The 25632-nt window shown below is 66.3% G+C and carries 29 protein-coding genes and 1 tRNA gene; 9 read left to right on the top strand and 21 right to left on the bottom strand.

The features are described 5' to 3' along the window. Window positions 1-68: 68 nt before the first annotated feature. The 5 genes from U5760_RS06640 to U5760_RS06660 all read right to left on the bottom strand — a co-directional run bounded on the left by U5760_RS06640 (window position 69) and on the right by U5760_RS06660 (window position 4488). Window positions 69-671, bottom strand: a complete 603-nt coding sequence (locus tag U5760_RS06640; RefSeq protein WP_415914052.1) for a DUF2239 family protein — start codon at window positions 669-671, stop codon at window positions 69-71. A gap of 88 nt (window positions 672-759) precedes the next feature. Continuing rightward, the gene (locus U5760_RS06645; protein ID WP_322010521.1) at window positions 760-2265 is read right to left on the bottom strand and encodes a diguanylate cyclase; all 1506 of its coding nucleotides are present in this window, start codon (window positions 2263-2265) and stop codon (window positions 760-762) included. A gap of 239 nt (window positions 2266-2504) precedes the next feature. Then, on the bottom strand, window positions 2505-3332 hold the full coding sequence (locus U5760_RS06650; RefSeq protein ID WP_322010522.1) for a DNA-binding domain-containing protein: 828 nt from the start codon (window positions 3330-3332) through the stop codon (window positions 2505-2507). Next, window positions 3329-4243, bottom strand: coding sequence for a DUF692 domain-containing protein (locus U5760_RS06655; RefSeq protein WP_322010523.1), 915 nt, complete (start codon window positions 4241-4243; stop codon window positions 3329-3331). Before U5760_RS06655 ends, U5760_RS06650 begins: the two co-directional genes overlap by 4 nt. After that, entirely contained in the window at window positions 4240-4488 is a 249-nt protein-coding gene (locus U5760_RS06660; protein WP_322010524.1) for a DUF2282 domain-containing protein, read from the bottom strand. The genes U5760_RS06655 and U5760_RS06660 overlap by 4 nt, the downstream gene beginning before the upstream one ends. Window positions 4489-4748: 260 nt before the next feature. On the opposite strand from U5760_RS06660, the gene U5760_RS06665 reads away from it, so the two are divergent. Then, window positions 4749-5060 carry a DUF4148 domain-containing protein gene (locus tag U5760_RS06665; RefSeq protein ID WP_322010525.1) on the top strand — a complete coding sequence of 104 codons (312 nt, stop codon included), beginning with the start codon at window positions 4749-4751 and terminating at the stop codon, window positions 5058-5060. A gap of 321 nt (window positions 5061-5381) precedes the next feature. Here the strand turns inward: U5760_RS06665 and U5760_RS06670 are convergent, their stop codons facing one another. The 3 genes from U5760_RS06670 to U5760_RS06680 form a co-directional block, all read right to left on the bottom strand. Beyond that, window positions 5382-6170: a hypothetical protein gene (locus tag U5760_RS06670; RefSeq protein WP_322010526.1), complete on the bottom strand. Its 789-nt coding sequence runs from the start codon at window positions 6168-6170 to the stop codon at window positions 5382-5384. Continuing rightward, window positions 6128-6697, bottom strand: a complete 570-nt coding sequence (locus U5760_RS06675) for a porin (RefSeq protein ID WP_322010527.1) — start codon at window positions 6695-6697, stop codon at window positions 6128-6130. The genes U5760_RS06670 and U5760_RS06675 overlap by 43 nt, the downstream gene beginning before the upstream one ends. A 146-nt stretch (window positions 6698-6843) precedes the next feature. After that, window positions 6844-7137 (bottom strand): hypothetical protein, encoded by a 294-nt coding sequence (locus tag U5760_RS06680; protein WP_322010528.1) that lies wholly within the window; start codon window positions 7135-7137, stop codon window positions 6844-6846. A 196-nt stretch (window positions 7138-7333) separates the two neighbouring features. Between U5760_RS06680 and U5760_RS06685 the strand changes: the two genes are divergently transcribed. Continuing rightward, window positions 7334-7780: an SRPBCC family protein gene (locus U5760_RS06685; RefSeq protein ID WP_322010530.1), complete on the top strand. Its 447-nt coding sequence runs from the start codon at window positions 7334-7336 to the stop codon at window positions 7778-7780. 186 nt (window positions 7781-7966) lie between these two features. Here U5760_RS06685 and U5760_RS06690 read toward each other — a convergent pair whose 3' ends face one another. From U5760_RS06690 to U5760_RS06715, 6 genes are all read right to left on the bottom strand, one after another. Beyond that, on the bottom strand, window positions 7967-8500 hold the full coding sequence (locus U5760_RS06690; protein WP_322010532.1) for an MFS transporter: 534 nt from the start codon (window positions 8498-8500) through the stop codon (window positions 7967-7969). A 118-nt stretch (window positions 8501-8618) separates the two neighbouring features. Beyond that, a tRNA-Ala gene (locus U5760_RS06695) sits at window positions 8619-8694 on the bottom strand. A 68-nt stretch (window positions 8695-8762) separates the two neighbouring features. Further along, on the bottom strand, window positions 8763-9131 hold the full coding sequence (locus tag U5760_RS06700) for a c-type cytochrome (protein WP_415914053.1): 369 nt from the start codon (window positions 9129-9131) through the stop codon (window positions 8763-8765). Then, window positions 9131-9913: a BON domain-containing protein gene (locus U5760_RS06705; RefSeq protein ID WP_322010533.1), complete on the bottom strand. Its 783-nt coding sequence runs from the start codon at window positions 9911-9913 to the stop codon at window positions 9131-9133. The genes U5760_RS06700 and U5760_RS06705 overlap by 1 nt, the downstream gene beginning before the upstream one ends. A 25-nt stretch (window positions 9914-9938) precedes the next feature. Continuing rightward, complete coding sequence (locus U5760_RS06710; protein ID WP_322010534.1) at window positions 9939-10526, bottom strand: phosphoheptose isomerase; 588 nt, start codon at window positions 10524-10526, stop codon at window positions 9939-9941. Between the two features lie 96 nt (window positions 10527-10622). Beyond that, window positions 10623-11162: a YraN family protein gene (locus U5760_RS06715; protein WP_322010536.1), complete on the bottom strand. Its 540-nt coding sequence runs from the start codon at window positions 11160-11162 to the stop codon at window positions 10623-10625. On the opposite strand from U5760_RS06715, the gene rsmI reads away from it, so the two are divergent. Continuing rightward, window positions 11161-12063, top strand: a complete 903-nt coding sequence (gene rsmI / locus U5760_RS06720) for a 16S rRNA (cytidine(1402)-2'-O)-methyltransferase (RefSeq protein ID WP_322010537.1) — start codon at window positions 11161-11163, stop codon at window positions 12061-12063. The genes U5760_RS06715 and rsmI overlap by 2 nt on opposite strands. 100 nt (window positions 12064-12163) lie before the next feature. On the opposite strand, the gene U5760_RS06725 is transcribed toward rsmI, so the two are convergent. Beyond that, complete coding sequence (locus U5760_RS06725) at window positions 12164-12766, bottom strand: septal ring lytic transglycosylase RlpA family protein (protein ID WP_322010538.1); 603 nt, start codon at window positions 12764-12766, stop codon at window positions 12164-12166. Between the two features lie 765 nt (window positions 12767-13531). Between U5760_RS06725 and U5760_RS06730 the strand changes: the two genes are divergently transcribed. The 3 genes from U5760_RS06730 (at window position 13532) to U5760_RS06740 (ending at window position 15363) form a co-directional block, all read left to right on the top strand. Further along, a complete protein-coding gene (locus U5760_RS06730) occupies window positions 13532-14176 on the top strand; it encodes an MBL fold metallo-hydrolase (RefSeq protein ID WP_322010539.1) in 645 nt (214 codons plus the stop codon). Then, window positions 14176-14802 carry an exonuclease gene (locus U5760_RS06735; RefSeq protein WP_322010540.1) on the top strand — a complete coding sequence of 209 codons (627 nt, stop codon included), beginning with the start codon at window positions 14176-14178 and terminating at the stop codon, window positions 14800-14802. The genes U5760_RS06730 and U5760_RS06735 overlap by 1 nt, the downstream gene beginning before the upstream one ends. A gap of 102 nt (window positions 14803-14904) precedes the next feature. After that, window positions 14905-15363 carry an Lrp/AsnC family transcriptional regulator gene (locus U5760_RS06740; protein ID WP_008352298.1) on the top strand — a complete coding sequence of 153 codons (459 nt, stop codon included), beginning with the start codon at window positions 14905-14907 and terminating at the stop codon, window positions 15361-15363. A 17-nt stretch (window positions 15364-15380) separates the two neighbouring features. Here U5760_RS06740 and U5760_RS06745 read toward each other — a convergent pair whose 3' ends face one another. From U5760_RS06745 to U5760_RS06755, 3 genes are all read right to left on the bottom strand, one after another. Next, window positions 15381-16625, bottom strand: coding sequence for a cation diffusion facilitator family transporter (locus U5760_RS06745; RefSeq protein ID WP_322010541.1), 1245 nt, complete (start codon window positions 16623-16625; stop codon window positions 15381-15383). A gap of 285 nt (window positions 16626-16910) precedes the next feature. Beyond that, a complete protein-coding gene (locus U5760_RS06750; protein WP_322010543.1) occupies window positions 16911-17216 on the bottom strand; it encodes an H-NS histone family protein in 306 nt (101 codons plus the stop codon). Between the two features lie 407 nt (window positions 17217-17623). Then, window positions 17624-18292, bottom strand: coding sequence for a HugZ family protein (locus U5760_RS06755; protein WP_322010544.1), 669 nt, complete (start codon window positions 18290-18292; stop codon window positions 17624-17626). 197 nt (window positions 18293-18489) lie between these two features. Between U5760_RS06755 and U5760_RS06760 the strand changes: the two genes are divergently transcribed. After that, on the top strand, window positions 18490-19722 hold the full coding sequence (locus tag U5760_RS06760) for an MFS transporter (protein WP_415914054.1): 1233 nt from the start codon (window positions 18490-18492) through the stop codon (window positions 19720-19722). A 110-nt stretch (window positions 19723-19832) separates the two neighbouring features. Here the strand turns inward: U5760_RS06760 and U5760_RS06765 are convergent, their stop codons facing one another. Next, the gene (locus U5760_RS06765) at window positions 19833-20978 is read right to left on the bottom strand and encodes a branched-chain amino acid ABC transporter substrate-binding protein (protein WP_322010545.1); all 1146 of its coding nucleotides are present in this window, start codon (window positions 20976-20978) and stop codon (window positions 19833-19835) included. A gap of 525 nt (window positions 20979-21503) precedes the next feature. Beyond that, window positions 21504-22652: a nitronate monooxygenase gene (locus U5760_RS06770; RefSeq protein WP_322010547.1), complete on the bottom strand. Its 1149-nt coding sequence runs from the start codon at window positions 22650-22652 to the stop codon at window positions 21504-21506. Window positions 22653-22880: 228 nt separating this feature from the next. Between U5760_RS06770 and U5760_RS06775 the strand changes: the two genes are divergently transcribed. Beyond that, window positions 22881-23579, top strand: a complete 699-nt coding sequence (locus U5760_RS06775; RefSeq protein WP_322010548.1) for a dienelactone hydrolase family protein — start codon at window positions 22881-22883, stop codon at window positions 23577-23579. A gap of 145 nt (window positions 23580-23724) precedes the next feature. Continuing rightward, the gene (locus U5760_RS06780) at window positions 23725-25236 is read left to right on the top strand and encodes an amidase (protein WP_322010549.1); all 1512 of its coding nucleotides are present in this window, start codon (window positions 23725-23727) and stop codon (window positions 25234-25236) included. A 72-nt stretch (window positions 25237-25308) separates the two neighbouring features. Here the strand turns inward: U5760_RS06780 and U5760_RS06785 are convergent, their stop codons facing one another. Next, window positions 25309-25620, bottom strand: a complete 312-nt coding sequence (locus U5760_RS06785) for a high-potential iron-sulfur protein (protein WP_322010551.1) — start codon at window positions 25618-25620, stop codon at window positions 25309-25311. Window positions 25621-25632 lie beyond the last annotated feature (12 nt).

Here is a 25632-nt window from a genome sequence, read left to right on the forward strand (position 1 = left end):
GCGGTTTTTTTTGCCTGCGGTTTTTTTTGCCTGCGCTTTTCCCCTGCCCGCAGCCGCCGTGTCTCGTTTCAGGCGAACGCGCCTTCCACCAGCGTCCGCGCGTAGTCGCGCACGTCGTCCGGCCAGGCGCCGCTCGCCGCGTCGAAGCCCGCGCGGTCGCCCGCGTAGAGCGCGCGCAAGGCGTCTTCGTAGCCCCGCAGGTCGCCCGCCAGTGCCGTCATGAAGCGATGCCCCGCCTCCTGCGCTGCGCGCACGCGGTCCTTTGCCTCGCCGACGTGGCGCGCCGCATCCACGAGCCGCCGCAACACCACCGACGCGCCGCCGGGCTGCGCGGCCAGCCAGTCCCAGTGACGCGGCAAAAGCGTGACCTCGCGCGCCACCACGCCGAGCTTCGGGCGGCCACGGCCACGCGGAGCTTCGGTTGATGCCGGTTCTTGCTCGTTGCCCGCGGTGGTTTCGGTTTCGGCGTAGCGCGCCGCCACCTCCTCGGGCGTACCTCGCAGATCGAACTCCAGCTGGCGCGCCTCGCGGTCGTCGAATACGAGGATCGAGGCATTCTCGCGCCGATCCAGCGCCGCCCTCACCGCCAGCGCCACCTCCGCCCGCGTGCCGCGCGCGAGGCGCTGCGTGCCCGCAAATGCCGTGCAAATACCCGTCGCCGTCATGTGCATCCCTTTCTTTCTTGATCGATCCGATGCGGCGAATTTTATCCGGGTTAAATGATTGGCGCAATATTACCCGGATTAAATTGATGCAAACTCAGCCAGCCACCCCCGCGCCGTGCGCCTTGTTCGCGAGGTCGGGCTGCCACGCCATCACGCGATTGCGGCCCGCGCCCTTGGCGGCGTAGAGCGCGTCGTCGGCGGCCTGGGTGAGCGCCTGCCACGAGCCGAAGCTGCCGCCGGAGGTGCTCGCCACGCCCACGCTCACCGTCAGCACGCCGATGGGACTGCCCTCGTGCGGCATCGCCAGTGCCTCCACGGCCGCGCGCACCTGCTCCGCTGCGGCGAGTGCCTGGGCTTCGTCGGTGTCGGGCAGCATCAGCACGAACTCCTCGCCGCCGTAACGCGCCGCGCAGTCGCCCGCGCGCCGCGCATGCGCACCGACGGCATGCGCGACCGAAGCGAGCGCCCCATCCCCGGCGGGGTGGCCGTAGCGGTCGTTGTAGAGCTTGAAGCGGTCCACGTCGAGCATCATCAGCGCGAGCGGATTGCCCGTGCGGCGCGCGCGCTGCCATTCGCCGTTGGCGCGCGCCTCGAACGCGCGACGGTTCGCGAGCGACGTGAGCGGATCCGTGCCGGCCTGCTCGCGCAGCTCCTGCTCGAGCTCGCCGCGCCGGCGCAACTGCCGCGTGAGCAGCACGCCGAGCGCGATCAGCGCGACGTCGAGCACGCCCGTCAGCGCGCCGATGATCCACGCGCGGATGCGCCACTCCCGGTAGATGTCGTGCGCCCCGAGCGCGACGCCGAACACCAGCGGATACCCCTGCACGCGGCGAAACGCGAACCAGCGCCGCACGCCGTCCACCGGGCCGGTGGCGAAGAAGCCGCCCGAGGCATCGTGGCCGAAGCGCTGGAAGGGAACGGTGGCCGACTGATCGCTGCCGATCAGGGACGCGACGTAGGGACGCCGCATGAGCATCGTGCCGTCGGCCAGCATGAGCGTGAGCGCGCCTTGGGTGCCGAGATCGACGCCGCTGAAAAGCTGCCGGAAGTAGTCGAGCCGCATGGTCCCCACCACGATGCCCGCAAACGAGCCGTCGGGATTCGAGAGGCGCCGGCTCAGGCCGATGCTCGCCTCCTGCGGCCCCACGCGCGGAATAAACGGACGGCTGACGAACAGGCCCACGTGCGCCGAATCGCGCTGGGCGACGAAGTAGTCGCGGTCGGCCAGATTGACCTTGCGCGGCGGCACGAAACGCGAATCGTAGACGACGTTGCCCGCCGCATCGGTCACGAGAATCACGCCGAGGTATCTCGCGGTGGACGAGCGGTCGAACAACACGTTCTGGCGGACGTCGGCGGGCAGCGCGGCAAGACGCGGATCGTCGAGGGCATCGATCACCGCCTGCAGCGAGAGGTCGTACACCTCCAGATTGCGCGCCGTGTCGCGTTCGAAGAGCAACGCCATGTTGAACGAAGCGGCGCGCGCGGTGGCGAGCGCATCGTGGCGCATCTCCGACATGACCCACGCCGCGATGAGCGTCACGAACGCCGAGAGCACGATGCCGACGACGAGCAGGAGGTACGGACGGCGAGTCAACATGGCGTGGCGGACCTTGCTGGCTGGAATGGGCTGCACTATGGGCTTGCGAAACGGGCTGTGATACGGACTGCGATACGGACTGTGACGGCGTCTGCGTGATGCGGAGGGAACAGAAGCGGCTGAGCCGCTCTTTTGAGTGTAACCCGGGGGGCGGCATGCACTGGAGGCGATCGTAGCGCAGGTCGGCGGGAGGCTGCCATACGGGCTAATTCCGGTTCAGATGCCCGGACGCACACGCGTTAATCGTCGCGCAAACCGACGAGCGCTCCGCATTCGATCCACGTACGCCACTGGCTCGCGAAATCGAAGGCGGGATCGGCGGTGAAGGCCGCGTCCAGCGCTTCGTCGAGCGTCGCGCCGCGCTGGATCGACACGAACGCCACGTGTGCGGCCTCTGTGTGCGTGAGTAGCGTCGCCTGCCACTGCGGCCGCACGACCAGATACCACGACGGCGTATCGATTCGCGCGGGCCATGCGCGGGCGTCCCCTGCGGGCGCAGGGTGCGCATGAGGCTGATGCGCACGCCAGATCGCATCCACCGCGTATGCCGAGGCCCAGGCCGTACACGCGGGATGGACCCGAAGACGCGCGGACGCAAGACGCTCCGCGCCCAGCGCGTTCCATTGCCGCACGGTGAGCGGCGTGACGTTCGCCGCGAAGGCCGCGACGTGCAGCGCCCACTCCAGCCGCGCGACGTCGCCGAAATACGCATAGCGCGAATTGGTTTCGTAGTGCTCAACGAAAGCGGGCAGCGCCGCGCCGAAGCGGTTGAGATCGGCGTCGCGGGTGGGATGGGCGCGTGCGTAGGCGAGAGCGAGCGCGTCGAACCAGGCGTCGCCGCCCAGCGCCGCCAGCACGGGGTACGCGTTCGCCAGCGCATTGCGCCGTGCGGCCCGCACGTTGCCGCGGTACAGGCCGATGCGGGCGTGCAGGCGTTCGTCTTGCGGTTGCGCCTGGGCATCGCTCGACTGAGTCGGGGGCTGTAGCCAGGCGGATAGTGCCGCGTCGGCAGCCGGATTATCGAGCGCTGCGGCAAAGGCCTGTTGCAGCGTTTCCAGCTGCGTCATTCGGTGGCCTCCGCCGCGGCGCTGCCGCTCTTCGCCCGTTGCGTCATACGCTCGCCCGCCAGCCGCGCTTCGTCGATCAACACCTCGAGCGGCGGCACGCCCGTGTCCCATTCGATCAGCGTGGGCACCGCGCCGAAGCGTTGCAGCGCGGCCTCGTACAGCGACCACACGGCGGGCGCGACACGCGAGCCATGATCGTCGATCACGGCAGCAGGCGTCACGCGATGCCCCGCAAGATGGATCTCGCCCACCACCTCGGGCGGCAGCGCCTGCATGGCAGCCAGCGCATCTTCGCCGTGGTTGCACTGGTTCACGTAGAGGTTGTTCACATCCAGCAGCACGCCACAGCCCGTGCGGCGCGCGAGTTCGGCGAGGAATGCGGCCTCGCCCAGCGTATCGCCGCTAAACCGTATGTACGTCGAAACATTTTCGATCAGCACCGCGCGGCCCAGCACGTCCTGCATCTGCGCGACGCGTGCGCACAGATGATCGAGCGACGCCTCGCTCAACGGCATCGGCAGGAGATCGTGCCATGCGCTGCCGGGAGTCGCGCCCCAGCACAAATGCTCGGACACCACGGCCGGCTCGATGCGCTCGCAAAGACGTTTCAGGCGCCCGAGATGGGCCGTATCGAGCGGCGCCGCCGACCCGAGCCCGAGCCCCACGCCGTGCAGGCTCACCGGCAGATCGCGCCGCACGGTTTCCAGCACGTGCAGGTCGTAGCCGCCGTCGCCGAAGTAGTTCTCGCTATGCACCTCGACCCAGTCCACGGCCGGCTTCGCGGATCTCTCCCCCGACATGAACGCGCCGTAGTGCGCATGACGCAGGCCGACACCCACGCCCGCAAACGCACGCGCGGCCCCGGAACCGTTCACCACGGCGCTCGCCGCGCCGCGGCCTCGCGCGTTCATTTTTCCGGCGTGCCGCCGAGCTGCTCGCAGGTGCCCTTGGGCAAGGTCTTGAAGTCGCCCTTGTCGTGATCGACCTTCGCCTGGCCCGCGCAGTCGTGCACGCCCGTCTTGCTCGCGCAGTCGTTCTGCCCGGCCTTCGCCACGCCGTAGCAATTCACCTTTTCGTCCGCGTGCACGACACCCGCGGTGGCAAGACCCGCCAGCGCGACGGCGATCAGCGCCTGACGGCCAAGATTGTTCTTCATGGGAAAGCTCCTTGAATCTGAATCGACGTGTTTTGCATGGGCACTATTTTGCCCCCGAAGGCGTGCTGCGCGAACCGGCAATACCGGCCGGCCTCTTCCTTTGATCCGGCACCGGATATCCGACCATTGTCTCAGATCCGGTAACGATGTTTGCCGCATTACGCTATTTTTCTTTGAAGCGCTGCGCAATAAAGTTCAATCAACGGTTCGAGCAACCCGATTGTTACGGACCAAAACATAATCTTTGGAGGTTAGTTACCATGAAGACCCTGATCGCTGCAGCGCTCGCCGCTACCGTTCTTGCCGCTCCGGCTCTCTCGTTTGCCCAGGAAAACCAGCAGCCCGTGACGCGCGCGCAGGTTCGCGCCGAGCTCGTCCAGCTCGAAAAGGCCGGCTATCGTCCGGGCCTCTCGAGCCCGTACTACCCGGACGACCTGCAAGCCGCTCAAGCGCGCGTCGCCCAGCAAAACGGCGCAGCGCAAGCCACGGCCTACGGCGCATCGACGAACGGCTCCTCGCAGTCGGGCAGCCGCGACACCACCAACCTGAAGCCGACCTACTTCGGCCAGTAATCGCTGAAACGGGCCTGACCGCGGCCCGTCAGCGCGCAGGGCCGCGACCTTCGCGCCGCGCCTGCGCAAACTGACGCACCAGGAACACCGGAACGGGTCCGCTCTCCAGTTCGACATCGAGAGCGGACCCGTTGCCATTGGTGCGGGACTTCGTGCAACGCGTCCCGCCAGCACGCCGCACCCGGATACCTCCGCCGCCGGACGCCCGGTGGCTTGCCCGGACGATTCGCCCCGAGTCGTCCGGGCCTTTTTCGCTTTCCCCTCTCCCCGATGACCGGTTGCGCCTTGCGCGCGCCGTCATTGGGCGTCTCTCGTCATCGGTTATCCGGCCGCCGTGGGCCGCGACCCGCTGCCGCTCGCGAAGAGCGCGATGCGCCGGCTCGACCATTGCACCAGCAACGCGACCGCCACCGCAACGGCAAACACCAGCGCCGACGACTCCCGCCCAAGACCCAGTGCGAGCACGACGCAGAACGCCGCGAACGAGAACCGGCCGAGCACCATGCCGCGCATCATCGTCACGACGAAGTCGGCGCCGTGCGCCCGATGCGACGACACCGAAAGCACGCTGCCCAGCAGCGGAAACACCGCGAAAAGCCCGCTCCACGCAGGACCGAGGCGCGTAGAGAGCGCCGTGACGAAGAACGTGAGCGCGGCACCGGCGAACATGCGGCCCGCGAGATCCGCGCGAGCGAGCGGCGCACCGCCTGCGACCGCCTTGCTGCGCGGCAGGAACGACTGGCCGAACAGCACGGCCACCAGCGCGACGCCGAGAGCCCACGCGAGCGAGACCGGCAGCATCGAGAGCACGACGGCGGTGCCGCCCCAGGCGCACAGCCCGGCGGCGAGCGACACCCACCACGGGCGGCCGCGACAGGTCCAGGCGTAGGCGAAGTTATAGGCTTCGACGGCGAAGATCGCGTAGAGCGAGAGCATGGCGGCGCGTGCGCCGAACGCGGGACCATGCTGAAGCACGAGCAGCCAGAGTATCGGCCCCGCGACCACGGGCAACGCTGCGAGCCACCCCGCCACCGCCGGCCCCCACCACTTGCCCGACATCGAAACGATCAGCAGGAACAGCGGAACGAGCGTGAGCTTGAGGGCGAGCATCGGGGGGAATCGGCCGTGGTGGACGGTCGATGGTAACAGCGAGGCGCTCGCGTTGCCTGCGAGCGCCGCAGTGGCGCGGTGTCGTGAAGCCGCGACGAGAACCGATGCCGGGTGCCGGTGGCGACCAGCACCTGGTTGCGGCTGCTCGACGGATCGATCGAGTTGATGACGGCAGGCGTCCCCGACGAAGCACGCTGATACACCGCCTCCGAATAGAGATCGGTGCGCTTCGAAAGCTGATAGCCGGCCTGCAACGCGCCCTCGTGCCAATGCGCCGACGAAGCGTGCGTGTACGCATACATGCTCGCTAGCCACACGGCGGGCGTGACCTGCCAGACGGCATCGAGCTCGTAGTTGCTGAAGGCCGCCGAGGGAAGCACAGCGCCGCTATCCGCATTCACGAGACCGGTCTGGATCGAGCGCGACCAGGCGCCGCCCACCGTCACGTCGCCGAATGCGTAGCTCAGGCCCGCGCCCACGGTATGCCGCCCGTGAGCGTGAAGGGGGGGATCGAGGCGTACTGGCATTAATGAAATATTTGAAGGAATTGCAGGATTTGATCTGCTGGATGACGTGCGACGGCAGGCTGACGTGGCGCAAATCGGCCAGCCGCCCAGCCGCGGCGTGGGACGACGTTTGATGGATCGCGATGAGTCAGGGCGAGCCGCCCTGCTCAGAAGCCGTGCGTGACCAGCGAGAGCACGGAAAGATCGGGATGCGTGCCGTCCACGATGCTGTGGCCCACATGCACCGCCTCCTCGACAGCGTCCTCTTCGCTGCGGAACGTCTCGCCGAAGGTCGAGTGGAACGGCACCGTGTGGCCCGGCAAGGCGGCATTCGCGCCCGGATGGCAGACATAGGCCGCGTACGCGTAGCGGTTGCTGCCGTCCTCCGCCAGCGCCGGCGTGACGTGGATTTCGAAACCTTCGTAGTCGAACTTCCGGGACTGCGCTTGCGGACCGGACATGGCGGCCTCCGTGTGCCGCTTTGGGATGGGCGCGGCAGAAGTGCAGGCGCGGCGAAGCGTGGATGCCGGGCCCGATCTGCAAAGTTTAGGCGATGCGTGCTTGCCCGGCGGCGCGTTGTGATCGCGCCGTGCGTTCGTCGACTACCATGGTTAGGCTTGGGTTCACCTCTTTTTCGCGGCTTCGGGAGACTTCGACATGGCTGGAAACACTGTTCGGCTGCATCGCGTGCTGCGGGCTCCGCCCGAGCGCATCTATCGCGCCTTTCTCGATTCCGAGGCGCTGGTCAAATGGCTGCCGCCCAACGGCTTCGTCGGCGCGGTGCAGCAGCTCGACGCACGCGTGGGCGGCGAGTATCGGATGTCGTTCAAGAATTTCAGCAGCGGCACGGTGCATTCGTTCGGCGGGGAGTATCTCGAACTCGTGCCCGGTGAGCGGCTCAGGTATAGCGGCAGGTTCGACGATGCGAATCTGCCCGGGCAGATGGAAACGACAATCGCGCTGCGGGCCGTGTTCTGCGGGACGGAGGTGAGTGTCGTGCAGGAGGGGATTCCGGAGATCATCCCGGTGGAGGGGTGTTATCTCGGCTGGCAGGAGTCGCTAGGGTTGCTGGCGATGCTGGTGGAAGCGCAAGTGCCGGGGTGAGCTTGCAGGGTGCGTAGCCGGGGGCCGTTCATCGGCTGAGACGGTACAGCCTGGGCCGAATTTCCTCGATCATGGGCGTGTTCACGCGCATCCCTGGCCACTTCATGGTGTCGCTTCGTGATGTCGAGTAGTCCGCCCGGCGCGACGGCCCGGGCGGACTCGATGTTTTCGCACGAAGCGTGCTGTCTAGCTCGGGAAGTTGCCTGACGCGCCGTGGGGCACACGGGTGCATTTGCCCTCGCCCGTGCCGGCAGCCGCGGCGATCTCCTCCAGCGAGCGGTGATTGGTGCGCGGGCCAAAGAAGCCAATCGAAAACACCACCACGAGCATGCTTGCGCCGATCAGCACGAACACCCCCGGAACGCCCGCGTGCTCCAGGATTAGCGCGACGAGATAACTGCTCGCCACGCCAGTGAGCCGACCGAACGAGTGCATGAAGCCCGGTGCCCGACTGCGGATCGCGGTCGGAAAGACTTCGGCCTGATACGCGGTTGCGTTGCTCGCGAGCGTCGCGTTACGAAACGTGATCAGGATACCGAACAGAATGACCGACCCCGCCGATGCGGAGAGCGCAAAGGCCACCCCGAACACGGCAGCACCGGACGCCGCGGCAACGATGAGCCATTTTCTCTCGATACGATCGGAGACCACGCCTGCCACGAACGGCGAAACCGGGTAAGCGAAGGCAATGACGAACGAATACAGCAGGCTTCGGGCCACCGGCGTGCCCTGCGCCGAGTCAACGGACAAGCTCGGACAACGCAGGAAAGAAAAAACCCCGCAAACCTTATCGGCTGCGGGGTTTGCGGACATTCTTCGACTACTCTGGAAGTGTTCTTGGTGGAGCGGAGGAGGATCGAACTCCCGACCTTCGCATTGCGAACGCGACGCTCTCCCAGCTGAGCTACCGCCCCAACGAAGCTAGGATCTTAGCACAGACAAATCCGCCCCAGGCAAGCACAAAATTTGCCTGCGCCCAACCTCACTGAGAAGGCGCCCCAGCCAGCACCCACCCCACAACAGTACGAATATCCCCAGCGCTCATAGCAGGATGAGAGGGCATGGGAATCGCCCCCCAAACCCCCGACCCGCCATCCCGCACCTTCTTCTCGAGCCTGGCCGGAGCCGCCGCATCCCCCTTATACCGCTGGGCGATTTCCTGGAACGAAGGCCCCACGAGCTTGCGATCCACGGCATGGCAACCCATACAGGCATTCGAGCGCGCAATCGCCAGCCCATCGGCCGCAGCAAACGCCCGCACGGGCATCACCGCCACCAGCCCGGCGGCGACAACCCCCAAAGCCCCAACCCAAAACCGCCCACCGAAACCCATAGCGCGAGCCACCCTCATCAAAGCGCCTTCCCATTACCCGCCGGCGCGGCAGCAGGCGCAGCCGAAGAACCATCGATAGGCCGCGAACTCACCGAAGCATCCGGCACCGCGCCCACCGTCGGCTCATCCGCCACATTGGCAGCAGGCTGCGCCGGCGCGCTCACCGCAGCAACGGCCGAAGCCCCCGCCGGCTGACCCGGCTTGATGTACTGATACACCTTCACCACCTGCTGCACGCCCACCACGCCGGCAGTCGCATTAGCCGCCACATTCCCTTCCTGCGGCGTCACGAGCCCCATGAGGTACACCGTGCCGCGCTCGCTCACCACCTTGAAGTCGTTCGCGGAGATGTCCTTATAGGCCACCAGCTCCCCCTTCACGCGTCCTTCCAGATACGAGTCATTGGCCCGCGAGGAGAACGAACTCGCCGGCTGCACCGCCAGCTCGTTCACCACCGAATCCACGTTCGTCACCGCGCGCGTCAGCGCCTCGGCCTTCTGCTTCGTCGCGTCGTCCGGCACTTCGCCGGTCAGCAGCACGCGCTGGTTGAACACCGCCACGTTGATGTGCGAAGTATTCGGCAGCTTGTTCGAGAGCTCCGAAAGCGCCTTCACCTGGATCTCGCGATCCTCGGTCTGCGATCCCACCGTGCGCCTGTCGGTCGCCACGAGCGCCGTGCCGCCCGCCGCCCCCGCAAGCGCGAGGAAGCACCCCTGCAGGCTCGCCGAGAGGGCCGCCGCCAATCCGATCGTCGCAGCCGTTCGGGCCAGTGCACTACCGTTGCCGTATCTGCTCTTCAACGTCGCTCTCCTTCGTCCTTCGGTGTCAGTCGTCGCCCAGCAGCATCGCGTCGATGCCGTCGCACAGGCAGTGGATTACCAGCAGGTGCACTTCCTGGATGCGCGCAGTCCTGTCGGCAGGCACGATCAGGTGTATGTCGGTGTCGGCCAGGGTCGCGTTCACCTCGCCGCCGCCCTTGCCCGTCAGCGCGATCACGATCATTTCGCGCTCGTGCGCTTCTTCGATCGCCGCCAGCACGTTCGCCGAGTTGCCGGAGGTGGTGATCGCGAGCAGCACGTCGCCCGGCTGCCCAAGCGCGCGCACCTGCTTCGCGAAGACCTGGTCGTACGCGTAGTCGTTGGCGACGGCGGTGAGCACCGATGCGTCGGTGGTGAGGGCAAGCGCGGGAAGTCCCGGGCGTTCGCGTTCGAAGCGGCCGATCAGTTCGGCCGCGAAGTGCTGGGCGTCGGCGGCGGATCCGCCGTTGCCGCAGGCCAGTATCTTGTTGCCGTTCGCCAGCGCGGCGAACATCGTATCGACGGCGGCCGCGATCGGCACCGCGAGGGTTTCCATGGCCGCGAGCTTGACGGCTGCGCTGTCGCGGAAGTGCTGTTGAATTCGTTCGACGGACATCGACTCTCTAATCTGTACTGCGGGTATCGCCCAAAAACCGCTGCCTGTATGCGGATTGCCGCAAGTTTAGCGCACTCGCGCGCGTTCTCCGTGCATTTAGCTGTGATCGGCGCGGAAGGCGTCGCGTATCCACGTCAGACGCCCGCGCTCGAATGCGATCACGTCGAAGCGGCACGCCGGCATCGCACGCGCGCCGCCGTTTTCACTGCCGTTTGCACCTCGGCCGAAGGCATGCACAGCCAGGAAGTAACGCGCCGCGCTCACCACTCGCTGCTGCTTGCGCCATCCCACGCTCGCCGCCGCGCCGCCGTAGCCCCGCGACGTACGCGCGCGCACCTCCACGAAAACCAGCGTGCCGTCGCGCTCGCGCATCACGAGATCCAGTTCGCCGCGGCGGCAATGCACGTTGCGCGCGACCAGCGTGAGCCGCTGGCTGCGCAGAAAATCCAGCGCATGCGCTTCGTAACGCGCCCCGGCCGCGCGCGATTCGGCGTTGGACTCACCGTGTACAGAAAAGTTGTCCGCGCGATCTCTTTTTCTCGTGCGAACGGTTTGCGTCTCTACCGCCGGCTCGGTCCGCGCGCTCGCGTGGCACAATGTCGGCCTCCTTTCTTTCGCATGTGCGTTGCGTGTCATGACGCTCCCTTCGTCCCTTTCCGAGCTCGCCCAGGCCCAGCAGTATCCGGCCGCCACGCTGTATGTCGTGGCGACGCCCATCGGCAATCTCGCCGACATCACCTTGCGCGCGCTGCACGTGCTCGGTCTCGTCGATCGCATCGCCGCCGAGGACACGCGCAACACGGGCCAGTTGCTCACGCGCTATGGCATTTCGAAGCCGCTCATCGCCGTGCACGAGCACAACGAGCGCGAAGCGGCGCAGCGCGTGATCGACTTTTTGCGCGCGGGCGAGCGCGTGGCCTGCGTTTCGGACGCGGGCACGCCCGGCATTTCCGACCCCGGCGCGAAGCTCGTCGATGCCGTGCGCGAGGCGGGTTTCCAGGTCGTGCCGCTGCCCGGCGCGAGCGCGCTCGCCACCGCATTGAGCGTGGCGGGCGACTGGGTTTCGACCTTCACGTTCCTCGGCTTTCTGCCGCCCAAGGCAAAGCAGCGCGCCACCGCGTTGCAGCCACTCGTGGCACATGCGCACGCGATGGTGTTCTACGAGGCGCCGCATCGCATCGTGGAGACGGTGCAGGCCCTCGCCGATGCGTTCGGTCCCGCGCGGCGCGTGTTGATCGCCCGCGAATTGACGAAGCTACACGAGGCGCTCTATCGCGGCACCCTGGCCGAAGCGCCAGCGTGGCTCGCGGAAGATGCGAACCGTCAGCGCGGCGAGTTCGTGCTGGTCGTGGAAGGGGCGAGTGCGAGCGAATCCGCGGATGACGATCACGACGCGCTCTTGCGCGTGCTCCTGCAGGAAGTACCCGTGAAGAGCGCCGCGAAAGTCGCCGCAACGCTCACCGGCGCGTCGCGCAATGCGCTCTATGCGCGGGCGCTGGAGCTGAAGGGCGAAGAAGAGGAAGAAGGGGACGACTAAACAAACCGGCTCGGCGGGCACGGCGCCCGCTCCGCCTGAAATGCAGAAGGGCCGCACGTCTTCACGCAGCGGCCCTTCTTGTTTCTACAGCGGCAACCGGTTAGTGGTCGCTGTTCGACAGCGCGGCAACCTGTTCGGCCAGCGCTTCCTTGCCTTCCTGGCGCGAAAGCCCTTCGATGTTCACGCGCGCGGTGCCGGCGTGCTGCACGCCCAGCATCTTCGCGGCCGCATACGAAAGATCGATCACGCGGCCACGCGCGAACGGCCCGCGGTCGTTGATCTTCACGACAACCGACTTCGAGGTCGAAGGCACGCTCACGCGCACATACGAACCGAGCGGCAGCGTGCGGTGCGCGGCCGTGAGCGCTTCCATGTTGAAGCGTTCGCCGCTCGCGGTCTTGCGGCCGTGGAAAGCACGGCCGTACCACGAGGCGCGGCCGGTCTGGTGGAACGACGAGACATCCGGGCCGTCGCCGATCGGCTCTGCGTCGGCGAGGGTTTTGTCGGTGCCGGTGCCCGAAGCGGGCAGCGCCGCGAGCGCCGAGCCGTAGCTCTGCGGTGCGGCGAACGCGACGTGGGCGTCCTTGGTACTGAGTGCCGATCCGTCCGCCTGGTTTTGCTGGCCGGGCGGCATGGCGCAACCGGCCAGTACGGACACGGCTGCGAGACTCCCGAATTTTCGTCGAGACAGTCTGAGTTTCATAAGCTTGCCATCACATGTCGAAGCCCCCGGCAGCCCATGGCTGCACGCAAACTGAAAGGCTTCGGCGGCTGCAGGTACGACATAGCCCCGCTCGCGAAAAGCGAGCACGAGCCGGCACCCGGATGCGACCCCTAATGGGCCACCAACCGCTGGTTTTCTTTCACGTCTGGCGCAGCCTCTCCCCGGCAGCCTGACCAGACCCCACATGCCGCCATCGAGCGTGGACAACTCGCTCTGGCGCGCCGGTAACACACGGCGCACAGGAACGGCGGCGTAGGCCCCACCCAGCGTCACGGCAGCAAGGCCGTTGCAGGTGCGTGGCACCTGGCTGGGCAAGACGTGCGGTGCCGAACGGATCGGCACCTGATTTGCCGTCGCTTCAGTCCGCACAAAAAGCGGTCGTCCGACGACGGCACTGCTTGACGGCGATGCATCGAGACCCGTTTTTTAGCCGAGTCGCACCGCCCAGTGAAAGCACGTAAAACGTGCGTGTTGGGCCGCATTATACCCAAAACTAATTGTTGTCATGCACGTAACCCCTGAATTTTTATGAATTTTCTACATTGGCGTAACAAAGCGGGGGGCCGAAGCCTTGCCCGGCGGGGGATACAGAGAATTCGCAAGCGGCGTTCCCCGCCCCGCCGAAGACACCCTCCTGCGTCCCTTCGCAACCCGGTCGGCGGGTACCCCGGCTCGCCGGTACAATCGGGTCTCCGGTTGCGGTCCGAGGTTGGGCCGCACGTTCCCTGCGATTCTTTTACGCGCATGAAAGTCACGCTGATACCCGTCACGCCGTTCCAGCAAAACAGCTCGCTCCTCGTCGACGAGACGACGCAGCGCGCCGCCGTCGTCGATCCGGGCGGCGACCTCGAGCGCATCGAAGCCGAGATCGCGCGCCAGGGCGTGCAGCTCGAAAAGGTGCTGCTCACGCACGGTCACGTGGATCACTGCGCGGGCGCGAAGGCGCTGGCCGACAAGTTCGGCGTGCCGATCGAGGGACCGCACGAGGACGAGCGCTTCTGGATCGACATGCTGCCGCAGCAGAGCGTGCGTTTCGGCTTCGGTCACGCCGAAGCCTTCGAGCCCGACCGCTGGCTCAACGACGGCGACACGGTCCGCTTCGGCAACGAGGAACTGGAGGTCTATCACTGCCCCGGGCACACGCCGGGCCACGTGGTGTTCTTCAGCCGCGCGCACCGGCTCGCGATCGTGGGCGACGTGCTGTTCGCGGGTTCGATCGGCCGCACCGATTTCCCGCGCGGCAATCATGCCGACCTGATCCGCTCGATCCGCGAGAAGCTCTGGCCGCTCGGCGACGACGTCACGTTCGTGCCGGGCCACGGCCCGACTTCCACCTTCGGCGCAGAGCGCCGCTCCAATCCCTACGTCGCAGACGGCATACCCGGATAATGAATAACGTCGCCATCGAGGAAATCTACGTCAGCACGGACGTCGAGGCCGACGGTCCGATTCCGGGTCCGCATTCGATGCTGAGCTTCGCGTCGGCGGCCTATACCGCCGACAAGCGTCTCGTCGCCACCTTCTCCGCGAATCTCATGACGCTCGAGGGCGCGACGCCGCACCCCGTGCAGGCCGCCTGGTGGGAAACGCAGCCCGAAGCGTGGGCCGCCTGCCGCAAGGATCAGCAGGATCCGGCCGCGGCGCTCGTCAACTACGTGGAATGGGTCGAGGCGCTGCCCGGCAAGCCGGTGTTCGTCGCCATGCCGGCGGGCTTCGATTTCACCTTCATGTTCTGGTACATGATGCGTTTCGCGGGCCGCTGCCCGTTCTCGTGGTCCGCGCTCGACATCAAGACGCTGGCTTTCGCGATGACGGGCCTGCCGTATCGCAAGTGCATCAAGCCGCGCTTCCCGAAGCACTGGTTCGACGACCACCCGCACACGCACGTCGCACTCGACGACGCCATCGAGCAAGGCGCCCTCTTCTGCAACATGCTGGCCGACCTGCGCGCGCAGCAGGCCCAGGCCGCAAGCGCCGTTGATGGGGACGCGTCAGGGCAAAATGCCGCCAGTTAAGTCACAAAGCGGGCAATCTTCCTCACCAGGTGCACCTCGCATTGCGTTTCGTTTTCCCGCCCTCTAACATTCGGGAATAGCATGACGCAAACGGAGGCGCAGTTGACACTCGATACGTTCTCTCAGAAGATCCTGCGCCTGCTACAGCTGGATGCGCGCCGCTCGGTGCAGGAAATCTCGGACCAGGTGGGCCTGTCCAGCACGCCTTGCTGGCGCCGCATCAAGGACATGGAACAGTCGGGCGTGATCCAGCGCTACACGGCGCTGCTCGATCGCGAAAAGCTCGGGCTGCACGTCTGCGCGCTCGCGCATATTCATCTCACGCGCCACACCGAGGGCGGCGTGGAGCAGTTCGAGCGCGAGATCGCCACCTGTCCCGAAGTCACCGAGTGCTACAGCACGACCGGCGAATCGGACTACATCCTCAAGATCGTGGCGCCCGACATCAAGGCCTACGACGCTTTCCTCCACGATCGCATCTTCAAGATTCCGGCGGTCGCGCAGGTGCGCACAAGCGTCGTGCTGCGCGAAATCAAGTTCGATACGCAGTTGCCGCTCTGAAGCGGGCACAGCGCCGGTCAATCCGCCTTGCGCGGTGCGCCGGCGCTTTCGTTTGCACGTTCGTTCGCGCTTTTATTCGCCTGCTCGCTTACGCGCTCTTCTCTCGCTGGCGCGAGCCCCGTATCCACGCTCACGACGTTCACCACGTCCAGCCGGCTCGCGCCGACGCGGCGCTTGATCGACTCCCGATCCGCAGCGGTGAAGCGCGTGGCGTCGTTGCCGGCAGCGAGCGCCACCTGCACGGCGAGGCCCGTGCTCAGGTAGTGCAGCGTCACCGCCTCCACCTGCACGCCGTGCGCGGCGAACGCCTCGCCTAGCGGCCCGATCAGCGACTCGCGCGCGGGCTGGTTCGACACCGAGCGCACATGCATGTCGTCTTCGGGATCCACGTGGATGAGCGCGTCGAGCACGCGCGCATCGGTGAGGACTCGCGAGCGCGCCTGCTCGGCGATGTAATGCCCCTCGGACACCGAAATGAACGGATCGACGAGGATGTGGGCATCGACGAGCGCGAGGTCGCCGGTCTTGCGCGTGCGCATCTCGTGCACGTCGAGCACGCCGGGCGTGGCGAGCAGAAGCGCGCGCAGGTCGGCGGTGGCGGCTTCGTCGAGCGCGCGGTCGGAGAGGTCCTGCAATGCGTCCCAGCCGAACACCCAGCCCATGCGCGCCACCATGAAGCCCACGATGGCGGCCGCAATCGGATCGAGCAGCTTCAGGCCCGCCACGCTACCCACGATGCCGATCGCCACCACGAGCGACGAAGCCGCATCGGAGCGCGCATGCCACGCGTTGGCGATGAGCATCTGCGAGCGCACGCGCTGCGCCTCGCGCAGCATGTAGCGAAAGAGCCCTTCCTTGGAAACCAGCACGAGCAGCGCCACGGCCAGCGCGCTCAGATGCACCGGAGGAATATCGCCGAGATCGGCAATGCGGGTGCCCGCGCGCCACAACATGCCGATGCCGACCGCAATCAGCAGCGCGCCCAGAAACAGTGAAGCGACCGTTTCATACCGGCTGTGGCCGTAATTGTGATCGGCATCCGGTTTGGCGCCGCTATGCCGGTTGGCCAGCAGAACGACGAAGTCGGAAACGAGATCGGCCAGCGAATGAATACCGTCGGCGATGAGCGCCTGCGAATGCGCAATCACGCCGATTACGATTTGCAGCACCACGAGCACCGAATTGACGGCAACGCTCACGAGTGTGGTCTTGCGCGCCACCTGGTGTTTATCCGATACGAGCGCGTCGGCAGAAGAGGTCATGGAGGAGTAAAGAGCGAATCCGGGAATACCCACGATTGTAATAGGGTCGCCCCGGTTCTTTTGTGACAACCCTAAAAACCTCTTTTAAATCAGATGCCTACAAGAACACGACGCATTCGCATTCAACATCGCCCATGCAACCGGGGAATGGCGCAGACAGCAAAAAGCCGCGCGTCGAAACGACTGCGCGGCTTTTTCAATGAATGGGCCGGGTGCCCTGCACGGTCCTTCTCGCCAGATATGCGCCGCGGGTCCAGGCGGCACATACTGGCATTCGATGCGGATTTATTTCTGGATCAGAAACTTTTCGCGATCTTTGCCGGCAATCCAGCGGGGCGGTTTGCCACGGCCCGACCACGTGCTGCCGCTGTCTGGATCGCGATATTTGGGAGCGACGCTGGCGCGCGAACGGCTGGCCTTGGCGCTCTTGCTGCTGGCGCGGCCACCGCCGAGTTCGGCGAGCGTAATGCCGTAATCGGCCATTTTCTGTTTGATCTCGTCGAGGACTTCGGCATATTCGCGTGCCTTCGCCTCTTCAATCTGCTTCTCCAGCTTTTCTCGCTGGGCGAGTAGTTCCTTGTAGGAAGACATAGGTACCCTTGTGGTTTGGACAAATATGGCTACCAGTCTTGTGCCGGTATGCCAATTGACAAATACGTGCCCCGGAAAGTGGAGGCGAGATTAACACAGAATTCAACCGCGGCAAAAGCACGGCACATAAAAAATAATAAAAACCTGTTTCAATATCTTTCCGTGCTGCCCCACCCTGCATGCGATTTCCATTCGGCGCAAATCGGTATTTTTACTCAATGCTCCATTCGACAGATTAATCCGGACGGCGCAACGGTCAATCGATGAAATTTAAATGGTATGAGAACATCCAAACATTTCACCAGATGATAGCTTCCAGAATATCCGATATGCTTTATGAGATATAGCCTGCCGGTTTCAAACCGCGTGGGGCGGCCTTCCAGGCGCCCCCTATATCTCGAAATAATTCAGACCGAATATCGTTCGATGCAATCCGCTAGCACCGCATGCAAGGTTTGCAGATCGGACTGCGGCTCGTCGAATACGAAACGGGTGCGCGTGCCGTCGATCCTGAGGTCGGCGCCGTAGCGGTCCACGCCCGCCAACTCCAGTGCGCCCGGCCGCGCAGGATGCCGCTCGAAGGCCTCGATCAGCGTAGTTTCTTCTTCGTCGGCGAGAGAATCGAGTTCGTCCAGGTCCGCGCCGTCCAGCCAGCCCATCGCGCCGAAACCGCCGATATAGCGCAGCCGCTCGACATGCAGTACCCAAAACGTGAAGTCGCCGAGCGCCAGGTAACGCTCGGCGTCCGGGTGATAGCGCAGATAGCGCCGCGCGACCGCCGCCTCCTGGTCCGGGTCCACCGGAGCATAGAGGCCCAGCAGCGTGGCGCGCGAGCCGTTGAGCACGTCGCCGTCCGGCGCGTGCGCCACGAGAAAGCCGGCGCGCGGATCGCCCAGCAGGTTGCGCGTGTGTTCGGCGAGCCGGCTGATGAGGATCACGGGCCGGTGGAACGCGTCGGGCGCGAACGGCACGATGGTCGGATAGGGGAAACCGTGCGGCTCGCGCGCATGGGTTGCGAGCGTGCCGGTGGACACCTGGTGCAGCAGGTGGAGCGGGGCGTGGGCTGGAATCTTCAAGGGCGTCCTCGGGGGTGCGACTTTGTCATCTATGTGGAAGTGCACGCCCGGACGGCGCCGGGAGCGGACTGTGTACCGATATTAGTGCAGGGCGCGGGCTGCGGTTCGGCAGGACGCGAATGCGTTCGCTAGAATCACTCTTTGCTTTCAGTCACCTTCCTTTTTACAGCGTTTTTCTCCCTGCCCCGGAACCGCTCGTGTCCGACCGTACCACCGACCCCACCCTCGCCCGGCAGCCGGCCGCGTCCACGCCCGCCGCCACGCATCGCGCCCTGCCCGCCGTCACCCGCCAGCGCGCGCGGCTCGCCACCATGGCGCTCTTCTTCATCGCCGGCATGATGTACGCCTCCTGGGGGGTGCACGTGCCGACCGTGCGCGACCGTTTCCATCTGAGCCCCGCGCTGCTCTCGTGCGCGCTCTTCGCCGTCGCGGGCGGCTCGATCGTCGCGATGACGACCATCGGCGGCTGGATCGCGCGCGTGGGCTCGCGCCGCGCCTGCCTCACGGGCGGCCTCACCATGTCGGTCTGCGGCGCGCTGATCCTCGTCGTGCCGTGGTTCTGGTCGCTGCTCGTGGTGCTGGCCGTGTTCGGCGTGGGCATGGCGACGCTCGACGTCGCCATGAACGCCGAAGCCAGCGCCGTCGAAGAGTCGCTCGGGCGGCCGATCATGTCGTCGCTGCACGGCATGTTCAGCCTCGGCGGCATGGCGGGCGCGGCGATCGGCGGCGCGCTGCTCGCGCGCGGCATGGCCCCGGCGCTGCATCTGCTGCTCGCCTCCACGGTAGCCGCGCTCGTGCTGATCGTCTCGTGCCCGGCCGTGCTGCCGCACGTGCCGCATCCCACCCACGGCGAAGGCGCGAAGACCGGCAACCGCTGGCGCACGCCCGCGCTCTGGGCCCTGGGCGGCATCGCGCTCATCGCCCTGATCGCCGAAGGCGCGATGTACGACTGGGCCACCGTGTACATGCGCGACGTGGTGGCCTCCTCGCCCGCGCTCGCGAGCGCGGCCTATGCGGCGTTCTCGGGCGGCATGGCCGCGGCGCGTTTCGCGGGCGACGCGGTGCGCGCGCGCTTCGGCGCGCCGCAGCTCGTGATGGCGAGCGCATCGCTCGCCTGCGCGGGGATGATCGGCGCCCTCTTGCTGCCGTTCGCGGCCACGGCCCTCATCGGCTTCACGCTGATGGGCCTCGGCCTCGCGAACATGATGCCCGTGCTGTTCGCCGCCGCCGCGCGCGTGAAGGGCATCCACGCGGCCGAGGGGCTCGCGCACGTCGCAGGCATCGCCTACTTCGGGCTGCTGTTCGGACCGGTCGTGATCGGCGGCATCACGCAGGTGACCAATCTCACCGTGGGTCTTGCCGTCGTCGCGCTGTGCGCGGCGCTCGTGGCGATAGCCGCGCCGCGCGTGCTCCGGCGCCTCGGCATCTGAGCGCAACCGCAAACGCGCGGCACATAAAGAAAAAGGCACGTAGACATCAAAGTCCACGTGCCTTTTTTACGCGCCTTTAACCGCAGCGAGCGCTGCGGCAGGCAACGGTATTACATCTTGACGACGTCGAGCAGCGTCTTCTTGCCCGCCTTGTAGTCGTACAGCGAGATCACGCCGTGCTGGAGGTCGCCCTTCGAATCGAAGGTCGTCTCGCCGATCACACCCTTGTAGTCGGTGCTCGGCATCGCAGCCAGGATCTTCGCCGGATCCGTCGAGTTCGCGCGCTTCATCGCATCGACGATGATGTACACGGCGTCATACGTGAACGGTGCGTAGATCTGGATCGGCTGGCCGAAGCGCTTCTCGTACTTGGCTTCGAATTCCTTGCCTTGCGGCATCTTTTCGAGCGCCATGCCCGCTTCCGAGCACACGATGTTGTCGGTCGCGTCGCCGGCGAGGTCCGAGAGCTTGTCGGTACAGACGCCGTCACCCGCGAGCACCTTCGCGCGCAGGCCGAGCTGCTTGGCTTGCTTCGCGAACGGGCCGCCGGTGGCGTCCATGCCGCCGTACATGATCGCGTCGGGGTTTTCGCCCTTGATCTTCGTCAGAATGGCGCGGAAGTCGACGGCCTTGTCGTTCGTCGCGTCATGCGACAGCACCTTCATGCCGAGCGACTTGGCGGTCTTCTCGAACTCGTTGGCGAGACCCTGGCCATAAGCCGTCGAGTCGTCGACGATCGCGACGCTCTTCAGGTTCAGCGTCTTGGCCGCGTAGTTCGCGAGCGCCGGGCCTTGCTGCGCATCGGTCGCCACGACGCGGTACGTCGTCTTGAAGCCTTGCTGCGTGTAGGCCGGGTTCGTCGCCGACGGCGAGATCTGCACGATGCCGGCATCGCTATAGATCTTCGAAGCCGGGATCGAGGTGCCCGAGTTCAGGTGGCCGACCACGGCGACGACCTTGTCGTCGACGAGCTTCTGCGCAACCTGGGTGGCCGTACGCGGGTCAGCCGCGTCGTCCTGTGCGTCGAGTTGCAGCGTGACCTTCTGACCGTTGATCACGAGGCCCTTCGCGTTGATTTCTTCAACGGCGAGACGCGCGCCGTTTTCGTTGTCCTTGCCGAGGTGGGCAATGCCACCCGTCAGCGGAGCGACGTGACCGATCTTGACCACTTCATCTGCGAACGATGCCGTAGCAAACGCACCGAACATCATGACGGCAGCGCTGATCGGCAACAGCTTTTGAAGCTTGATATTCATGTAAGTCTCCAGTTTCGAACCCAAAAGCAACGTAATCGCCCTGGTGCTCCCGCGCCCCGAACGTGTCGCTCCCCGTGCGGACGACCACGCAGGATGCATCCTTGATGCACCTGGCCAGCATGCCTTCGAGCCCGTTCATGGCGGGCTGCCCGGTCATACTTGCGCGCAAGTGTAGGTGATCAAATTAATTTGGGGGACTTTTTTCAGATATTGGTGCGAGTACCAATAGGCTTTCTACGGGATCGCTTCGAGCCCCTGAATATTCGGGCGCACGCCCGGTGCCGCAAGGATTCGAGAAGGCATATGAAATGATATGGAAAGCTTCCCGGAAGCCCTGACGGATTAATTCTGAAGATCTTGTCGGAAGCGACCGCAGGCTCTTCGAAAGCGGGAACGTTTGCATGAAACGCAGCCGCGCGAAACGGCGTGCGTTCAAGTAAGCATTCGGTTAATTGCCCGTCATGAGGTGCGCGTTGCTGCATTGCATCACCCGTCAGGCAGCAACCCGGCAAGGTCTTGCGCGCGCTATGCCGCGCGCGTGAGCGCAGCGAGCGCGGCGCGCCATTCGGCATCGAGCGCATCGACCAGTTGCGCCGCGCCGAGCCCCGCTTCGCGCGCCCGCCCGAGCGGCGCGCCCTGCCCCGACCAGAGCGAGAGGTAATCGCCGTCGTTGGCGCGCGCCGCGCTCTGGCGCAGCGCCTGGGTGAGCGCGTTTTGCACCGGGTACGGCGCGACGCTGCCGGGTTGCGCTTCGAGTGCCTGCATCAGCGGATTGCGGATACCGCGCGCGTGGCGCCCCGTGATCGCGCGCGTGACCGACGTGTCCGTATCCGACGAAGCCCGCACGCGCGCTTTCCAGTCAGTGGGAATCGCGCTTTCCGCGCAGGTCAGAAAGGCCGTGCCCATCTGCACGCCCTGCGCGCCGAGCGCGAGCGCCGCCGCGATGCCCCGGCCGTTCATGATGCCGCCCGCCGCGAGCACGGGCAGGCCCGTCGCATCGACGAGTTGCGGCACGAGCGCCATGGTGCCCACCAGCGCGTGCTCGACTGCGCCGATGAAGGTGCCGCGATGGCCGCCCGCCTCGGCGCCCTGGGCGACGATGGCGTCGGCGCCGGCGTCGCGCCAGGCGAGGCCTTCGGCCACGTGCGTCGCCGTGCCGATCACGTAGCTGCCTGCCGCCTTCAGCCGCGCGACATCGGCTTTCGCGAGCAGTCCGAAGGTGAAGCTCACCACCGGCAGGCGCAATTCCACGAGCAGGTCGAGCTGCTCGCGAAAGTCGGGCGCGTAGCGTTCGAGCGCCTCGCCCGGCGGCAGGTCGAAGCGGGCGCGCAGCGGGTCGATCGCTTCGAGCGCGCGCCGCACGGTGGCCTCGTCCGGATGCGCCGGATCGAGCACGAAGAGATTCACGCCGAACGGCTTGCTGGTGAGCGCGCGGATCGCCGCGACTTCGCTCGTGATCTTCGCGGGTGCGAGCGCCGCGCCGGCGAGAAAACCGAGCGCGCCCGCATTGGCCACGGCGGCAACCAGCGCGGGCGAAGTGGGACCGCCCGCCATCGGCCCCTGGACGAGCGGCAGGCGCAGGCCGAAGCGCTGCGAGAATGGCGTGGAGAATGTGGACGAGGGGGTGGAAAACGCGGTGGAAAAAGCGGTGGGCTGGGCGGTACTGGCGGTCATGTCGGCATCCTTGCGGGCGAGCGGGGCGCGCCGTGCGGTCCCCGCGACCACCCGTGCGCCCCCATGGCTTCCGAATCTAGCCGAGCGTCCTTCACGCGAAAAATGAATAATCGAGATCGTTCCGATCCGCGGATGAGAACGAGGGACGCTGCAGGCAGCGAGGAGGCATGGCAAACTGGCCCCCGAATTTCGCGGCAACGCAATCTCATGATCAAGAAGGAGAGCAACGTGAGCGTATCAACTCGATGGATCGACATTCCCGCCGGCAACGACAGCTTCGGCGGCTACCTCGCGCTGCCCAGGGGCGGCAAGGGCCCGGGCATCGTCATCATTCAGGAAATCTTCGGCGTGAACGGCCATATCCGCGACGTGGTCGAGCAGTACGCGCTCGACGGCTATGTCGCCATTGCGCCGGACATCTTCTGGCGCACGCAGCCGCGCGTCGAACTGGACTACGTGGGCGCCGACCGCGACAAGGGCATCGAACTGATGCAGAAGACCGACGTGAAACTCGCCGTGCAGGACATCGGCGCGACGGCTGCAGCCCTGCGCACGCTGCCCGAGTGTACGGGCAAGGTCGCGGCGATCGGTTACTGCTTCGGCGGCCGTCTCGCGTATCTGGCGGCGGCGGAAGGCTCGGTCGACGCGGCGGTGGCCTACTACGGCGGCGGCATCCAGAACGCGCTCGACGTGGCCGACAAGGTCACGGTGCCGATCCAGTTCCACTACGCCGAAAACGATCACGGCATTCCGCTCGACGCGGTAGGCCAGGTGAAGGAGCGCTTCGCGGGCCGCGACAACGCCGAGTTCCACCTGTATCAGAACGCCGAGCACGGCTTCAACTGCTCGGTGCGCGCGTCGTACAACCAGCACGCCTCGGGACTCGCCCACGGCCGTACGCTGACGTTCCTCGCCGGGCGCCTGTAAGCGCGGCACCGCACGCCGGCTGCGCGTCATCGGCGCGCGCGGCCGGCGCTGCTGTCACACTGCCTCATACGCAGTCTTATACAGCGGGCACCCGCCGCCCCTGTCGTCACCCCACGCATCTTCACCTGGAGCAGGAGGCCGCGCCTTGCAGTCCGACTACCTGGAGTACGACGCCATCGGCCTCGCCGAACTCGTGAAGCGCGGCGACGCGAGCGCGCGCGAACTGGTCGACACGGCCATCGCGCGCGCGGAAGCGGCCAACCCCGCGATCAACGCGATCGTGCTCAAGGACTACGACGCCGCACGCCGGCGCGCGCGCGCCATCGAAGCGGGCGGCAACGGCGCCGACACGCTGGCCGACGGCCCGCTCGCGGGCGTCCCGTTTCTCGTGAAGGATCTCGGCGCGGCGGTGGCCGGCCTGCGCATGACCTTTGGCAGCCGGCACTATCGCCATTACGTGCCCACGGCCGACGCTCCCGTGGTCGAGCGCCTGCGCGCAGCGGGCCTCAACATCTTCGGCAAGACCAGCGCGCCGGAGCTCGGGCAAATGCCCTACACCGAGCCGGAGCTCTTCGGTCCGTGCCGCAATCCGTGGAACCTCGATCACACGCCGGGCGGATCGAGCGGCGGCGCCGCGGCCGCGGTGGCCGCCGGCATCGTGCCGCTCGCGCATGCGTCGGACGGCGGCGGCTCGATCCGCATTCCGGCTTCGTGCTGCGGCCTCTTCGGCCTGAAACCCTCGCGCTCGCGCCAGGTGCCGTCGAATGTCGCACCGGCGCCCGGCGCGCTCGGCGTCGATCTGGCCATCTCGCGCAGCGTGCGCGATTCCGCGCTGATGCTCGATCTGATCGCGGGCGATCCCGGGCTCGCCCCCGGCGCACCGGGCACTTTTCTCGCGGCGGCACGCGATCCGGCGCCCTTCGAAAAACCGCTGAACATCGCGCTCATCACCGATCCGCTCTTTGCGTTCGAGCTTTCGCCCGAAGTGCGCGCCGCCGTGGACGACGCGGCGGCGCTCGTCACCTCGCTCGGGCATCGCGTCGAGCCGGTCTCGCTGCCGGTCGATTTCGCCGCCGCACGCGAGGCGTTCCTGATGCTCTGGTCGGTGGTGGCGGAGCAGATGGTGCTGAACGCGGACACCATCACGGGCACCCCGCCGCGCCGCCAGGACTTCGAGATCGCGACGTGGGCGATGGCCCACATCGGTCGCAAGCTGGGCGAACGCGAGCTGCCGGCGGCGCTCGCGTTGCAGGAACGCATCACGGCGCAACTCGCCGATCTCATGACGCGCTACGACGTGATCCTGTGCGCGACGCTCGCCGCTGCGCCGGTGAAAATCGGCGAACTGAAGCCTTCGCAGACCGAGCGCATGCAGATGCGCGCGGTCACGGCAATGCCGATGGAAGCGCTGATGAGAAAACTGCTGACGGAGGCGTCGAACAAGGCGTTCGCGTGGGCGGGCTGCACCGAGCTTTTCAATCTGACGGGACAGCCGGCGATGACGGTGCCGCTCGCATGGAGCGCGCGCGGGCTGCCGATCGGCGTGCAATTCGCGGCGCGCGAGGGCCACGATGCGTTGCTGCTGCGTCTCGCGGCGCAACTCGAAGCGGCGCGCCCGTGGTTCGGGCGCCGGCCGCCGCTCTTGCAAGCGCGCTAGCGCACGCCCTGTCTTTCATGCCGCGCGCCTCGCGGGCGCGGCCCACTCATCTTCAACAACAGATCCGGGCAATCAGGCCTTCTTGTTATAGGCGCTGCACCAGCCCTTGCCTGCCACCTGCTTGCCGGCGAACATCGGGCACGGCGCCCACGCGTCGGCAGCCTTGCCCTGGTAGAACGTGCAGTTGCTGCAGTCCTGACCAGCGGCGTATTTCGCGAACTTCGCCTTGTCGACCTTGGTGGCGTCGGCCTTGTAGCCGAGTGCCTGGGCGGTGGGATCGGTTTCGCTGGCCTTCGGCGCATCGGCGAATGCCTGACGGGACAGGGCGACCGTCGTGGCAACACCAATGCTCGTGATCAGAAAGCTGCGGCGGGACGATTTCATGGGACTCACTCC

Source organism: Paraburkholderia sp. J12 (assembly GCF_905220215.1).
GTDB lineage: Bacteria > Pseudomonadota > Gammaproteobacteria > Burkholderiales > Burkholderiaceae > Paraburkholderia.

Bases quoted from the DNA above. Each gene is read 5' to 3' on its own strand.
- U5760_RS06640 (WP_415914052.1), bottom strand. From the start codon at position 671: ATGCACATGACGGCGACGGGTATTTGCACGGCATTTGCGGGCACGCAG.
- U5760_RS06645 (WP_322010521.1), bottom strand. From the start codon at position 2,265: ATGTTGACTCGCCGTCCGTACCTCCTGCTCGTCGTCGGCATCGTGCTC.
- U5760_RS06650 (WP_322010522.1), bottom strand. From the start codon at position 3,332: ATGACGCAGCTGGAAACGCTGCAACAGGCCTTTGCCGCAGCGCTCGAT.
- U5760_RS06655 (WP_322010523.1), bottom strand. From the start codon at position 4,243: ATGAACGCGCGAGGCCGCGGCGCGGCGAGCGCCGTGGTGAACGGTTCC.
- U5760_RS06660 (WP_322010524.1), bottom strand. From the start codon at position 4,488: ATGAAGAACAATCTTGGCCGTCAGGCGCTGATCGCCGTCGCGCTGGCG.
- U5760_RS06665 (WP_322010525.1), top strand. From the start codon at position 4,749: ATGAAGACCCTGATCGCTGCAGCGCTCGCCGCTACCGTTCTTGCCGCT.
- U5760_RS06670 (WP_322010526.1), bottom strand. From the start codon at position 6,170: ATGCTCGCCCTCAAGCTCACGCTCGTTCCGCTGTTCCTGCTGATCGTT.
- U5760_RS06675 (WP_322010527.1), bottom strand. From the start codon at position 6,697: ATGCCAGTACGCCTCGATCCCCCCCTTCACGCTCACGGGCGGCATACC.
- U5760_RS06680 (WP_322010528.1), bottom strand. From the start codon at position 7,137: ATGTCCGGTCCGCAAGCGCAGTCCCGGAAGTTCGACTACGAAGGTTTC.
- U5760_RS06685 (WP_322010530.1), top strand. From the start codon at position 7,334: ATGGCTGGAAACACTGTTCGGCTGCATCGCGTGCTGCGGGCTCCGCCC.
- U5760_RS06700 (WP_415914053.1), bottom strand. From the start codon at position 9,131: ATGAGGGTGGCTCGCGCTATGGGTTTCGGTGGGCGGTTTTGGGTTGGG.
- U5760_RS06710 (WP_322010534.1), bottom strand. From the start codon at position 10,526: ATGTCCGTCGAACGAATTCAACAGCACTTCCGCGACAGCGCAGCCGTC.
- rsmI (WP_322010537.1), top strand. From the start codon at position 11,161: ATGACGCTCCCTTCGTCCCTTTCCGAGCTCGCCCAGGCCCAGCAGTAT.
- U5760_RS06715 (WP_322010536.1), bottom strand. From the start codon at position 11,162: ATGACACGCAACGCACATGCGAAAGAAAGGAGGCCGACATTGTGCCAC.
- U5760_RS06725 (WP_322010538.1), bottom strand. From the start codon at position 12,766: ATGAAACTCAGACTGTCTCGACGAAAATTCGGGAGTCTCGCAGCCGTG.
- U5760_RS06730 (WP_322010539.1), top strand. From the start codon at position 13,532: ATGAAAGTCACGCTGATACCCGTCACGCCGTTCCAGCAAAACAGCTCG.
- U5760_RS06735 (WP_322010540.1), top strand. From the start codon at position 14,176: ATGAATAACGTCGCCATCGAGGAAATCTACGTCAGCACGGACGTCGAG.
- U5760_RS06745 (WP_322010541.1), bottom strand. From the start codon at position 16,625: ATGACCTCTTCTGCCGACGCGCTCGTATCGGATAAACACCAGGTGGCG.
- U5760_RS06750 (WP_322010543.1), bottom strand. From the start codon at position 17,216: ATGTCTTCCTACAAGGAACTACTCGCCCAGCGAGAAAAGCTGGAGAAG.
- U5760_RS06765 (WP_322010545.1), bottom strand. From the start codon at position 20,978: ATGAATATCAAGCTTCAAAAGCTGTTGCCGATCAGCGCTGCCGTCATG.
- U5760_RS06770 (WP_322010547.1), bottom strand. From the start codon at position 22,652: ATGACCGCCAGTACCGCCCAGCCCACCGCTTTTTCCACCGCGTTTTCC.
- U5760_RS06785 (WP_322010551.1), bottom strand. From the start codon at position 25,620: ATGAAATCGTCCCGCCGCAGCTTTCTGATCACGAGCATTGGTGTTGCC.